Origin of the sequence: Legionella anisa (assembly GCF_001467525.1) — a bacterium.
Classification (GTDB): domain Bacteria; phylum Pseudomonadota; class Gammaproteobacteria; order Legionellales; family Legionellaceae; genus Legionella; species Legionella anisa.
The window spans coordinates 315,749-329,137 of record NZ_LNXS01000054.1; the positions used below are offsets into that span (position 1 = coordinate 315,749).

Sequence of the window (13,389 nt, forward strand, 5' to 3'; positions counted from 1 at the left end):
TTCTAAACACGAATAAAGTTTCTAACCCCGGGTTCCGCTGCACTGCACCCAGGCTACTTTTTATTTTTGTAATTCTTCGCGATTTTTAAAATAATCCAATGATTGAGGATTTGCCAGAGATTGCAAATTATTTACAGGTAAACCATGAACTACTTGCCTGACCGCTACCTCAACTATTTTACCACTAATTGTTCTTGGAATATCTTCAACTTGTACTATTTTCGCTGGGACGTGTCTTGGTGAGGCATTCTGACGAATCGTTAAACGTATTTTATTTATTAGCTCTTCTGTGAGCTCCATGTCGGCACGTAATTTAACAAACAAAACGATACGCACATCATCTTGCCAATCTTGACCAATTACAATGCTGTCGACTACTTCATCTATTTTTTCTACTTGTCTATAAATTTCAGCGGTACCAATGCGCACGCCTCCAGGATTTAAAACAGCGTCGGAGCGTCCATAAATGATTAATCCATTATGAGCAGTAATCTCTGCAAAATCTCCATGAGCCCATATTCCCGGAAACCGTTCGAAATAAGCACGTTGATACGCGGTTCTTTCGGGATCATTCCAAAAACCTACAGGCATGGACGGGAAGGGGGCTGTACAAACTAATTCTCCCCGCTCTTCACGAACGGGATGCCCTTCCTCATCAAATACATCAACAGCCATGCCAAGACCAAGGCATTGCAATTCACCTCTGTAAATTGGAAGCATTGGATTACCTAAGGCAAAACAAGAAATAATATCAGTACCACCTGAAATAGAACAAAGCTGCACATCCTCTTTGATTTGTTCGTAGACATAATCATAATTTTTAGGTAGAAGTGGTGAACCTGTAGAGAGTATGCAGCGCAAGTGAGTTAAATCAAACTCCTCTTTGGGTTTAACTCCTGCTTTTTCTACGGAGGAGATAAATTTGGCACTTGTGCCAAAAACAGTGACCTGCTCTTCCTCAATGAGTTTGAATAAACGATTGCTCTCGGGATAAGTTGGAGAACCTTCGTATAAAGTGAGAGTTACTCCTAAGGCAAGTGCAGAAACAGTCCAGTTCCACATCATCCACCCGCACGTAGTATAAAAAAATAAGTTGTCCTTAGCGTGCAGATCGGTATGCAATCCTAATTCTTTAAGGTGCTGTAATAGGGTGCCACCTGCTCCATGAACAATGCATTTGGGTTTTCCAGTAGTTCCTGATGAGAACATAATGTAAACCGGATGTTCAAAAGGCATGGAAACAAATTCACAGAAACTTGTTGGACGAAGAAAATTCTTCCAATGTTGTGCTTTGGGTAGTGCAGAAATATCGATAGGTTCATTTATATTAGGACAAATTACAATTTGGATGAGTGAGCTAATGGCATCATTCAGTTGTTTGATTTTTTCCGCCCCGCTGTGTTTTTTTCCTTGATATTGATGCCCATCACAGATAAACAATACTTTGGGATCAATTTGGCCCAATCGATCAATCGCTGCTTGGGCGCCAAAATCAGGTGAGCAGGAAGACCAAATCGCTCCTAATGAGGTAGTAGCGAGCATGGCGATAATTGTATGCGCGGTATTGGGCATTAAAGCTGCTACTCTGTCGCCGGCATTAACTCCAATCGCTTTTAAACCTGCTGCACATTGTGCGACTAAATCATGCAATTGTTCGTAGCTAATTACTTGCTTGCTGTTGTCTTCATTAAGACTAATTAAAGCTGGATGTTTGTCTTTACGTGATAACAACTTTTCAGCAAAATTAAATTGAGCCCCAGCAAACCAATGTGCATTGATCATTTTATTTTCATGATTCAGGATCTGGTAAGGCTCTGTATTAAACTGCACATGAAAGAAATCACAAAGTGTTGGCCAAAAAGAATCGGGATGTTTAATGGACCAGGTATGCATATCTTGGTAATTTTCAAAAATCTGGCCGTTTTGTTTGGCAGCGAATTCCATAAATTGCCACATTTTACTTTTTTTAGGATGTTTGGGCTTCCATAAGATGTCATTCATTTCATTCTCTCTTATTGTAAGTGCTCAGTCCCTATGAGGGAACGGCCGTATTTGGCACATCTTGCAAGAAAATTTTCCCAATCAATGCTCACATACTGATGTATGCTGCGCTTGCTTAAAAAAATTTCTCACAACCTGCACTCAAATCCGATCGTTCGATTAACACAGGAATTTGAGTTATTACCTCTTATTTATTACTTTCAGCCAGACTCTATGTAATAGAGACAGTCTGGGAGAAGTGCGCATCACTTGATAAATGTTCTAATTACAGGGATTTGCTAACATAGCATTCGCGACTTTTGATTGATTTTTACGTCCTAAAATCTTACAGATCATGTCGCCAGCTGCCACAATTTTAAATATATCTACACCGGTATTTATTCCTAAACCATGCATTAAGTATAGAACGTCTTCGGTGGCTACATTACCGCTTGCTCCACGAGCATAAGGGCAACCACCAAGCCCAGCAACAGAACTATCAAAACGGTGGACACCGTGTTGTAAGGAAGTATAAATATTTGCTATGGCTTGACCATAAGTGTCATGAAAATGCATTGCCAATTGGTCCAGTGGCAATATTTTAAGTACTTGTTCGAGTAATAGATGGGTTTGATATGGGGTTCCAACACCTATAGTATCTCCTAGTGAAATTTCATCTACACCCAAATCCACTAATTTTTTCGTTACTTCTACTACTTTTCCGGGAGCTATACTTCCTTCATAAGGACAACCAAGGACACAGGAAATATACCCTCGTACCTTGATGTGTTTTTCTTTTGCTAAAATGAGGACGGGCATAAAACGAGAAATACTTTCATCGATGGAGCAATTAATATTTCGTTGGTTAAATTGTTCACTTGCCGCAGTAAATACGGCAATTTCTTTAACGCCAGCCTCCAGTGCTTTGAGCATGCCGTGCTCATTAGGAACTAATGCAGAATAATGTATGGATGGGATTTTATCTATGGCACGGAATACTTCATTATGGTCTGCCAGTTGTGGAATTGCTTTTGCAGATACAAAACTAGTTACTTCGATATAGTGCAAGCCAGATTCACTAAGTAAATTGATTAATTCAATTTTGTGTTTGCTGGATACAAAAGAAGACTCATTTTGCAAGCCATCGCGCGGGCCTACTTCTATAATGGTTACGTTTTGCGGATAGTCCATAATTATCTCTTTTAATGTTCCAGGGTGGTCCTACTTTGCTGGTATAGCATATCTGTAGTCATGTGCTCTTTTGGGTTAGTTTCGTTTCATCAAGCACTATATTTTAAGAATCTTCTTCACTTAATGACAGTAGTTCCTCTCCTTCATTCACTTGTGCCCCCACAGCATAGAATATATCTAATAAAGTGCCGTCAGTGGGGGCATGAATGGTATGTTCCATTTTCATTGCTTCTAAAACAATTAAACGGTCACCCGCTTTTACCTTTTCACCAATATTTTTTAAAATTGCGACTACAGTAGCTGGCATTGGGGCTGTAAGTTGTCCTTTATGTATGTTGGTTTGTGCACCAATTGTTCCCCAGTTAAACCGTTCAATAGTAATTTGCCCTTGACTCGTATACAAGGTTAAGGATTGTTTTTTATTTTCAACTGTAGCGTGATGTTTTTGTATCTTTGTTTCAACATAGATTTTATCGCCACTTAAATGAGCATAAATCAAAAATTCCTGTGTTTTGAATTGAACTTTAAAGTGATTTTTATCAATAGGAGTGATAAATGCTTCAATCTGTTCATCCTGATCTTTATAGCGCCATATCCAATGGCTTGATATTTGAGATTGCCAGGCAAATGTTTCTTGCAGTAGGGGATCCTGAAATGTATTGAAGTTGTTTAAATAATCAAAGCTCACAGCCATGACTAAGGCGATTTCTTTGTCTGTTGCAGGGAGTTTGATTTCTTCCTGGCTTAAAAAATCGGTACTGAGTTTTACCTGCTTGAATTTAGGATGTTGGCAAATAGCTTTTAAAAATGGAATGTTTGTTTTGACTCCGCCAATAAAATAATTGGATAAAGCGAGCCCTAATCGAGATAATGCTTCATCGCGATTAGCTCCCCACACGATAAGCTTGGCAATCATAGGGTCATAGTACATGGTAATTTGTGATAAACGTTGTACCCCAGTATCAATGCGTATTCCATCTCCAGAAGGTTCTTGCAAAAAGTGGATTTGTCCTATCGATGGAATAAAGTCATGATACGGATCCTCTGCATAGATACGGCATTCGATTGCATGACCCTGTGCTTGAATTCTATCTTGTGTTAAGGGTAACGTTTCATTAGCAGCAATTTTCAACTGCCAGGCGACTAAATCAAGCCCGGTGATCATTTCAGTCACTGGATGTTCTACCTGCAATCGAGTATTCATTTCCATGAAATAGAAATGTTCAGAAGCATCTACTAAAAATTCAACAGTACCTGCGCCACTGTATTTTATAGATCGGGCTACTTCACAAGCTGCCTCAGCAAGTTTTTGTCGTAAAGACATAGACAAATTGGGTGCTGGAGCCTCTTCAATAATTTTTTGGTGTCGCCGTTGAATAGAGCAATCGCGTTCGAATAAATGAACTACATTGCCATGATTGTCTGCCATGATTTGTAATTCAACATGGCGAGGATGAAGCACCAGTTTTTCTATAATCATTGTGTCATCGGCAAAACTTGCCATTGATTCACGTTTTGCTCCTGCCAGGGCAGCACTAAACTCTGATTCGTGATGAACGGCACGCATCCCTTTACCACCACCGCCATTAGCCGCTTTGAGTAGGACAGGAAATCCTATTTTTTTTGCTTCAGCCAGTAATTTGTCTTCAGTTTGTTCGCTGCCGTGATAACCTGGAGTTAATGGGACTCTGGTTTTTTCCAGTAATTGTTTGGCCAATTGTTTGGAGGCCATTGCTTCCATTGCTTCGACTGAAGGACCAATAAATACAATGTCAGCTTCTTTACATGCTTTCGCAAACTCAGGGTTTTCAGATAAAAATCCATAACCGGGATGGATGGCTTGTGCTCCACTTTCCTTGGCAATATGAATAATTTTAGCGATATTTAGATAACTGTCTTTAGCAGGTGCGTCGCCCACACAATATGCGCTGTCAGCACTTCGTACATGCAGACTGTCTTTATCAACCGAGGAATAAATAGCTACTGTGTGTATGCCCATAGATCGAGCAGTTTTGATAATTCTGCACGCAATTTCACCGCGGTTGGCAATAAGAATTTTATTAAACATTAGTGCCTCATTAATTTTTACTTTTATAACCACTTATACATTATTTAACGTAGTCCCAATGCATTGTAACCTGGGTGAAGCGAAGCGTAACCCGGGATCTATGACGAATCATTCCCGGGTTACGCTTCGCTTCACCCAGGCTACACTATTTGAGGGCTCCGATTTTAGCTCCAATTCGGTGTTTCTTTCTTTAAAAATGCATTAAGTCCTTGTTGTCCTTCAACTGATACTCTTTTTTGAGCGATTAAAGAAGCAGTGTAATAAACAAGTTCTTCATTTATTTTTTTATTTGCTACATAGCTTGCCAGTTGTTTTGATGCTCTGACTGCGTCGGGTGCATTATTGCTGATTTGTTTTGCATAATTCAGTGTAAATTCCAACACGCTTTCCTCAGGAACACAGTGTTGTACTAAATGTAATGACAATGCCTTAGCAGCATCAAAAACCTCAGCACTCATAAATAATGCTTTAGCGCTACGTTCGCCAATCGCTTGCACGACGTATGGACTAATTACTGCCGGTATTAGTCCCAATTTAACTTCCGAAAAACAAAAACGTGCTGATTGCGAAGCTATAGTAATATCACATGCAGCTGCAAGTCCTGCTCCACCACCAAAAGCAGAGCCATGCACCATAGCCAAAGTAGGTTTAGGGCTTTTATTTAAAGTGTACATCAGATTACCAAGCACCATGGCATCCTTGAGATTTTCTTCTTCATTATAACGCGCCATGTTTTGCATCCAGGCTAAGTCAGCGCCTGCAGAAAAATGTTTTCCATTTGCTTTGAGCACTATGACACGAACATTAGAATTGGCAATAGCAGCATCAAGCTGATGTTGCATCTCACTTAAAAGCTGATTATCGAATGCATTGTGTTTATTCACACGATTTAAAGTGAGTAAACACAAGCGATCCTGAATTTCAAACAACAAGTCGCTCACCTAGGGACTCCTTACATGCGAAATACGCCAAAGCGCGTTGATTCAATAGGGGCATTTAATGCGGCTGATAACCCTAGCCCTAATACTTTGCGTGTATCCTGGGGGGCAATAACCCCATCATCCCACAATCGGGCACTGGCATAATAAGGATTTCCCTGAGCCTCATATTGGGAGCGTAATTTCTCTTTAAAACGTTCCTCCTCTTCTACAGGCCAATCGTTTCCTTGCTTTGCCAATTTGTCTCGATTAACTTGTGCCAAAACATTAGCAGCCTGTTCTCCTCCCATGACTGAAATACGTGAGTTAGGCCAAGACCAGAGAAAATTAGGATTATAGGCGCGTCCGCACATGGCATAATTCCCTGCGCCAAAACTACCACCAACGATTACTGTAAATTTAGGGACATTGGCGTTGGCGACTGCGGTTACCATTTTAGCACCGTGTTTAGCAATACCGGAGGCTTCATATTTAGAGCCAACCATAAAACCAGTAATATTTTGCAGAAACAATAAAGGAATTTTACGTTGGCAACAAAGTTCTATAAAGTGGGTTCCTTTCAAAGCACTTTCGCTAAATAGGATGCCATTATTTGCAATAATTCCTATGGGATATCCGTATAAGCGTGCGAAGCCACAAACCAATGTTGTGCCAAAGAGTGCTTTAAATTCATCAAATTCAGAACCATCAACAATGCGTGCAATAATTTCTCGAATATCAAAGGGTTTTCGGGGATCAGTAGGGACTATGCCATTTAATTCTTTACTGTCATAGAGTGGCTCTACGGTTTCAATCCGCGTTAATTGTTGTGGTTTTTTACGATTTAAATTGCTCATGGTGGTTCGTGCTAGATGGAGCGCATGAGCATCATGTTCGGCGTAGTGATCAGCTACACCTGAATGTCGACAATGGACTTCAGCACCGCCTAACTCCTCAGCACTGATGACTTCCCCTGTAGCTGCTTTGACAAGAGGCGGTCCGCCAAGAAAAATTGTGGCTTGATTTTTAACCATAATTGATTCGTCGGCCATTGCAGGAACATAAGCGCCACCAGCAGTACAAGAACCCATAACTACTGCAATTTGCGGAATATTTTGCGCAGACATTTGCGCTTGATTGAAAAAGATTCGTCCAAAATGATCACGATCAGGGAATACTTCATCCTGATGGGGTAAATAGGCTCCTCCGGAGTCTACCAGGTAAATGCAAGGCAAATGATTCATTAGCGCGATTTCTTGTGCCCTTAGGTGTTTTTTTACGGTTAAGGGATAATAAGTACCGCCTTTTACCGTAGGGTCATTCACAACAATAACGCACTCCATACCTGAAACCCAGCCGATCCCGGTGATAATCCCTGCAGCAGGGACTACATCATCATATACTTGATAGGCGGCAAGTTGTGATAGTTCAAGAAAAGGACTTCCAGGATCAAGTAATTGTTGCAATCGTTCTCTTGGCAATAATTTACCATGTTTTAAATGACGGGCACGTGCTTTCTCATCACCACCTAAAGCAATGTACTGAATTCGATTGTGTAATTCATCTACTAAGGATTGCATGGCTGTTTGGTTTTCTTTGAATTCTTGACTGCTTGTGTTGATTTGACTAATTAATTTTGCCATGCCTGTTCCTTATCGTAGTACCAAAATATCGCTTAAAACAATGATTGTCCAAATAATCCAAGTAATCGCAATAAAGTGAGGCATATTGCCTCCTTTTATGAATTTGTAAATAAGCGCTGGAACGGCAGTAATCACTACAGGTAATACAACAAGAACCAAAATTTTGCGAACTACAAGTCCCCAGCCTGTTTGGCTGAATATAGGGGTCAATTTCAAATTAACGTAGGTAAAAAACATATCAACATAGACAATAACAAGATGCGCGTATTTTGCGAATAGTACTACCAAAATACTCAGTATCAGGTAAATAAGACTGTGTCGTAGCATGAACATCCTTTTTTGTAAGTGCTCAGCCCCTACCGGAAACGTTGTATTTGACGCATCTTGCGAGAAAATCCAACCGTTTAATATGGGACCTGAGCTATTACCTTTATAAGAAGATCCCCTATCCCATTTATGGGCGAGGGGGACTTTTTGTTTTAAATTAATTCAATTGCCATAGCAGTTGCTTCACCACCACCAATACACAACGAAGCGACACCACGTTTTTTTCCTTGATGTTTTAGAGCGTGTATTAAAGTTACTAAAATACGCGCACCGGATGCACCAATTGGATGACCCAAAGCACAAGCTCCACCGTGAATATTAACTTGTTCTGGGTTTAATTCAAGTTGTGTCATAGCAGCCATTGTTACTACAGCAAATGCTTCATTTATTTCATATAGATCCACATCATTTTGTTTCCACGATGCTTTATTCATAACTTTGCGAATGGCATCTACTGGCGCTGTAGTAAACCACTCGGGTGCTTGTGAATGACTTGCATGAGCAACAATGCGGGCGATGGGTTGAATGCCGCGTTTTTCTGCCTGTCCAGCACTCATTAAAATCAGACTTGCTGCACCATCAGATATGGAACTTGAATTGGCTGCGGTAACGGTTCCGTCTGCTTTAAAAGCGGGTTTTAATTGAGATATCTTAGCGATTTTTGCAGCATCAGGACCTTCATCCACATTCACTGTAATATCACCCTTACGCGTATTAATCGTTATGGGGGCAATTTCTTCTTTAAACGATCCATTTTCTATTGCATCGATTGCTCTGCTCATGGAGCGAGTAGCAAATTCATCCTGTTGCTCTCTGCTAAAATGAAAGTGACTCGCTGTAGCTTCTGCGAAAACACCCATTAATTTTCCTCTATCATAGGCATCTTCTAATCCGTCGAGAAACATATGGTCTTTTAATTCACCATGTCCTAGCCGGTATCCTGAACGTGCCTTACTCAATAGATAAGGAGCATTACTCATGCTCTCCATACCACTGGCAAGAATAATATGTGCAGTGCCTGCTCGAATTAAGTCATGAGCTAACATAACTGCCTTCATTCCTGAGCCACACATTTTATTGATGGTGGTCGCTCCTGAGGAGTTGGGCAATCCAGCCTTAATTGCTGCTTGTCGTGCCGGAGCTTGACCAATTCCAGCTTGTAAGACACAACCACTGATTACTTCGTCGATTTCTGCGGGGCTAATTCCTGCTTGAGATAGAGCAGCTATATGTGCAATTGCTCCTAATTCTGGAGCTGAAAGAGCTGATAAATTTCCTAACATGGCTCCCATAGGAGTTCTTTTTGCCGCAACGATTACTATGTCATTCTGTTCCATTTTCATTTTTCCTTATGCTGTTTCTTTAAAAAGTTCTCGTCCAATAAGCATTCTTCTGATTTCAGAAGTACCAGCCCCTATTTCATATAATTTTGCATCACGCAGTAAACGCCCTGTGGGATACTCATTAATATATCCATTACCGCCAAGAATTTGAATGGCTTGTAATGCCATTTGTGTTGCTCTTTCAGCAGTATATAAAATCACGCTTGCAGCATCTTTACGACTTACTATACCTTGATCACACGCTCTGGCAATAGCATATAAATATGCTCTTGAGGCGCTCAGGTCAGTGTACATATCGGCTAATTTACCTTGGATGAATTGAAATTCACCTATGGGTTGTTCAAATTGTTTTCGTTCATGTACGTAAGGTAAAACAACATCCATACACGCTTGCATAATTCCTACTGGGCCTGCAGCCAGAATGGTACGTTCATAATCCAGTCCACTCATTAATACTTTAACACCTCGATTGACTTCACCCAAAACGTGCTCGGCTGGAACTTCACATTGTTCAAATACCAACTCGCAGGTATTTGATCCACGCATTCCTAGCTTGTCGAGTTTTTGAGCTGTCTTAAAGCCTGGCATTCCTTTTTCAATTAGAAACGCAGTGATTCCCTTGCTTGCAGCGTGTTTGTCAGTTTTGGCGTAAACAACTAGGACATCCGCATCAGGTCCATTGGTGATCCACATTTTGGTGCCGTTGAGAATATATTTGTTGCCTTCTGGACGAGCATGTAATTGCATACTGACTACATCGGATCCTGAGTTGGACTCACTCATAGCCAGAGCCCCAACATATTCTCCACTAATAAGTTTAGGCAGATATTTTTGTTTTTGCGAATGCGTACCATTTAAATAAATTTGGTTAACGCATAAATTGGAGTGAGCACCGTAACTTAGGCCTACAGATGCAGAGGCTCTGGAAATTTCTTCCATAGCGATGACATGAGCAAGGTACCCCATGTTTGCGCCGCCATACTCTTCATTGACAGTGATTCCTAACAATCCCATTTCACCTAATTTTTTCCATAAATGGTGAGGAAAGGTATTGCTTTCGTCAATTTGGGCAGCAAGTGGAGCAATTTCAGCACGAGCAAATTGGTGGACACTGTCGCGCAACATGTCGTAAGTTTCACCGAGTTGATAGTTCGGTCCTGTGTACATAGCTGGCTTCCTGTTGTTATAACTACTTACCTGGGCAAGAATTCTGATGACGCCTGAATTTGACGCATCGTGATGCAAAGTAAGTGGTCTGTTGTTTTTTACAAATGTGTTAGACTATACCCAATCAAATTGAAGATGCAAATAGAATTTCTCAGATCTTTTTTCCTCACGAGAAAATTAAGGAAATGAATTGTGTTTCTTAGAGTAGATTTCATTCAAGAAAATAATAACTAAAGATTTCCTGGGCTACCCATTCGCTTTTTCGACGGATACTCACGAAAGATCTTCTGATGTGCTATTGCAATCACACGAGATCATTTCCCCTCATCAGAAAATTGTTCCATTCAATCAATTAGGGGTAAATTTCCCAGAGGTATTGTCACTTTTTTTAAGCAGTTCATTGATCCTTTAATGAGCATAGTGGTTGTATATCGTGTCATTTCCCCGAAGGCGGGAATCTATCCAGCAAATTAATTCCTTACTTTGCTTGTGGAATGGATTCCCGCCTGCGCGGGAATGACATAAACATAGATTATTATTACCATTAATATGGATTATTAAAAACTCTTATGTGTAAAAAGGTAACGATACCTCAGGGTAAGTTTCCCCGGGTCGATAGACGTTGTTCTTCTTCTCCTCGACTGTCAAGCCAATTCATATTCAAAGTGAAAATATTAAGGCCATAATCTTTTTATAGGATCAGAATAAATTTTATACAAAACACTAATAAACCCTTAACAATTTTTTCTTAAAATCACTGGAGAGCAATTTGATTGAAAATTAAACATAAAATGCGCTAAACAAGATAAATTTTGCCCATATATGATAATTGCCAATCAAATTGTGACTAATTAATTTAATTGTTTTTAGAGGTATATTATGTCTTATTCTAAATATGATCCTGTCATAGAAGAAGTGTCGAATAATCAAACTCATGATGAGTATGATGCGTATGGTGCCAATCGTTGGGACCATGTAGATTTTTATGATCTTGACCAGGTTGAAGCTGAAGCATCCAAGTTTATGATCGCACAGGCCAAGCAATTCGTCGGTGGATTCGTAGCGGCTGCGTATTATACGGCGAAGGGTGAAGCAATGGCAAATCCGCCTGCTGGTAATAAATTCGAACAGGGAAATAGGCAAAAGTTCGATAGTGGTTTAACAACACTTATAAATGATCCACGCGTTAAGGCATCCGAACGCGCTTTAGATTCAGCTAAAGTAATGCAAGGACAAAACTATGCTCAGGAAGCTCAAGGTGAGCCAATGCCAAAAAATACTATTCCTATTTTTATGGAACAAGTTATGGGACATGCTTTGTTGGATGAGAAAGCAAGAGCAAAAGGAAAGAAATGTGCGCCCCACAATATACATAATGATTGGGATATTAAATGTCATCAAAAGCATCAGGCGGCTTTTAAAAGAGCTGGTTTTATAAGTGGTCCTTGGTTGCACTGGTTTGGAGAGAAGAAAGAGCAGTTGACAAAAGAAGGCCGATTTGATTTTCCTCCGACTTGTTCTACCGACGATCCTTTAAGCTTTCACGCATATACAAAAGAGGACTACAAAAGAATGGAAAATTCTTATAATAGTTCTGATTCTGATAAAGAGGAAAGTACTGTAGAAAAGTCATCGAAACCTTCAGTAGAACCATCGGTCCACGTATCGGTAGAACCATCAGAAAAACAACCTGAAAAAACAGAGCCTGAAGATGTAAATGTTTCAAACTATAGCGGTTCATTTTTTAGTGTTATTGCGCAAAAAGAGGAAGAAAACGATATGGATTATTTGTCAAGATTAGATAGCATTTTAAATTAATGAATAATTTTAAACTGTCTGAAAAAATATCAAAAGATCTCCTAAGTTGCTATGCAATTAAAGAGATCTTTCTCTACGTTAAATACTTAGCACATTCTATCGCTTCATATAGTGGGTAGCTATAATCGCAGTCTTATCCTGATCACCTAATTCTTTAATTTCTTTTGCAAGCTCTTTAAACGCATTGCACGGGTGCTCTCGAGGAGGAAAATTTGCGCTAAAAGAATAGCAAGACTCCCCATGTTTACTTTTTCCAAAAGCAATTGTATGGTTTGCCCGAGCCTGTTTAACTGGGTAAGTTACAATGTGGTTAGGACCGGCCTGATTAACTAATGCTGCAAGATTTTCGGAGTTCAGATCAGAAACTTTTACTGTATCGGTACTGGAAAAATAAGGGGTTTTTGTATCAACAAAAGCACTATGTAACCCATCCTCACCTTGTTTGAATAAATCTTCCTGATGTCTTCGTTCTTTTAATGCTGCATTATAAATTTCTTGTGGGGTTCCCTTTAGGAAATCAGGTGAATTCGATTTTCCACCAATCTCATATTTTGTATAGAGATTGGCTAATTGTGCGCAAATACCTTTTTCACCTTTCTCAGGATGAACATGACTTAATACATCTGCTTGATTGGTGAAGCCTTTACTCGCATTAGCCTCCTCTTTTGTTGTATTAGAAAAAAAAACTAAATTTCCCAAACATTGGTAGCGCTCCTTTAGGATAAGTTAAGAGGTCGATTAAAATGATCGCATATTATTCTAGTTGCTTGATAAAAAGTCAATGATTGTCTGAAAACTAAGCGCTGTAAGCAATCGAGTGATTCTTTGTTATAAAAGCTTTTTATTCCAATTAATACTACAAAATAAACAGTGTCTTAAGATTGCTTAATTCAACTTTTACTCATCTATCCGGGGTATCTCAGCTTTTATATAGA

10 protein-coding genes are annotated in these 13,389 nt (G+C 39.8%); 1 reads left to right on the plus strand and 9 read right to left on the minus strand.

Going from position 1 to position 13,389, the window contains the following annotated elements; translation table 11 throughout:
• Positions 1-60: 60 nt before the first annotated feature.
• From Lani_RS17865 to Lani_RS17900, 8 genes are all read right to left on the minus strand, one after another.
• Entirely contained in the window at positions 61-2,001 is a 1,941-nt protein-coding gene (locus Lani_RS17865) for an acetoacetate--CoA ligase (RefSeq protein ID WP_019235412.1), read from the minus strand.
• A 261-nt stretch (positions 2,002-2,262) separates the two neighbouring features.
• Positions 2,263-3,171 (minus strand): hydroxymethylglutaryl-CoA lyase, encoded by a 909-nt coding sequence (locus tag Lani_RS17870; RefSeq protein WP_019235411.1) that lies wholly within the window; start codon positions 3,169-3,171, stop codon positions 2,263-2,265.
• A gap of 103 nt (positions 3,172-3,274) precedes the next feature.
• A complete protein-coding gene (locus tag Lani_RS17875) occupies positions 3,275-5,239 on the minus strand; it encodes an acetyl/propionyl/methylcrotonyl-CoA carboxylase subunit alpha (RefSeq protein WP_019235410.1) in 1,965 nt (654 codons plus the stop codon).
• Between the two features lie 164 nt (positions 5,240-5,403).
• Positions 5,404-6,180 (minus strand): enoyl-CoA hydratase-related protein, encoded by a 777-nt coding sequence (locus tag Lani_RS17880; RefSeq protein WP_019235409.1) that lies wholly within the window; start codon positions 6,178-6,180, stop codon positions 5,404-5,406.
• 11 nt (positions 6,181-6,191) lie between these two features.
• Complete coding sequence (locus tag Lani_RS17885) at positions 6,192-7,799, minus strand: carboxyl transferase domain-containing protein (protein ID WP_019235408.1); 1,608 nt, start codon at positions 7,797-7,799, stop codon at positions 6,192-6,194.
• Between the two features lie 9 nt (positions 7,800-7,808).
• Positions 7,809-8,126 (minus strand): hypothetical protein, encoded by a 318-nt coding sequence (locus tag Lani_RS17890; RefSeq protein WP_019235407.1) that lies wholly within the window; start codon positions 8,124-8,126, stop codon positions 7,809-7,811.
• Between the two features lie 152 nt (positions 8,127-8,278).
• Positions 8,279-9,463, minus strand: coding sequence for an acetyl-CoA C-acyltransferase (locus Lani_RS17895; RefSeq protein WP_019235406.1), 1,185 nt, complete (start codon positions 9,461-9,463; stop codon positions 8,279-8,281).
• A 12-nt stretch (positions 9,464-9,475) separates the two neighbouring features.
• Positions 9,476-10,636 carry an isovaleryl-CoA dehydrogenase gene (locus tag Lani_RS17900; protein ID WP_019235405.1) on the minus strand — a complete coding sequence of 387 codons (1,161 nt, stop codon included), beginning with the start codon at positions 10,634-10,636 and terminating at the stop codon, positions 9,476-9,478.
• A gap of 879 nt (positions 10,637-11,515) precedes the next feature.
• Between Lani_RS17900 and Lani_RS17905 the strand changes: the two genes are divergently transcribed.
• A complete protein-coding gene (locus Lani_RS17905; RefSeq protein ID WP_019235404.1) occupies positions 11,516-12,454 on the plus strand; it encodes a hypothetical protein in 939 nt (312 codons plus the stop codon).
• 96 nt (positions 12,455-12,550) lie between these two features.
• On the opposite strand, the gene Lani_RS17910 is transcribed toward Lani_RS17905, so the two are convergent.
• Positions 12,551-13,153 (minus strand): hypothetical protein, encoded by a 603-nt coding sequence (locus Lani_RS17910; RefSeq protein WP_058388736.1) that lies wholly within the window; start codon positions 13,151-13,153, stop codon positions 12,551-12,553.
• Positions 13,154-13,389: the final 236 nt, after the last annotated feature.

Coding starts and splice junctions, on each gene's coding strand:
- Lani_RS17905 (WP_019235404.1), top strand. CDS start 11,516: ATGTCTTATTCTAAATATGATCCTGTCATAGAAGAAGTGTCGAATAAT.
- Lani_RS17875 (WP_019235410.1), bottom strand. CDS start 5,239: ATGTTTAATAAAATTCTTATTGCCAACCGCGGTGAAATTGCGTGCAGA.
- Lani_RS17895 (WP_019235406.1), bottom strand. CDS start 9,463: ATGGAACAGAATGACATAGTAATCGTTGCGGCAAAAAGAACTCCTATG.
- Lani_RS17885 (WP_019235408.1), bottom strand. CDS start 7,799: ATGGCAAAATTAATTAGTCAAATCAACACAAGCAGTCAAGAATTCAAA.
- Lani_RS17865 (WP_019235412.1), bottom strand. CDS start 2,001: ATGAATGACATCTTATGGAAGCCCAAACATCCTAAAAAAAGTAAAATG.
- Lani_RS17890 (WP_019235407.1), bottom strand. CDS start 8,126: ATGCTACGACACAGTCTTATTTACCTGATACTGAGTATTTTGGTAGTA.
- Lani_RS17900 (WP_019235405.1), bottom strand. CDS start 10,636: ATGTACACAGGACCGAACTATCAACTCGGTGAAACTTACGACATGTTG.
- Lani_RS17870 (WP_019235411.1), bottom strand. CDS start 3,171: ATGGACTATCCGCAAAACGTAACCATTATAGAAGTAGGCCCGCGCGAT.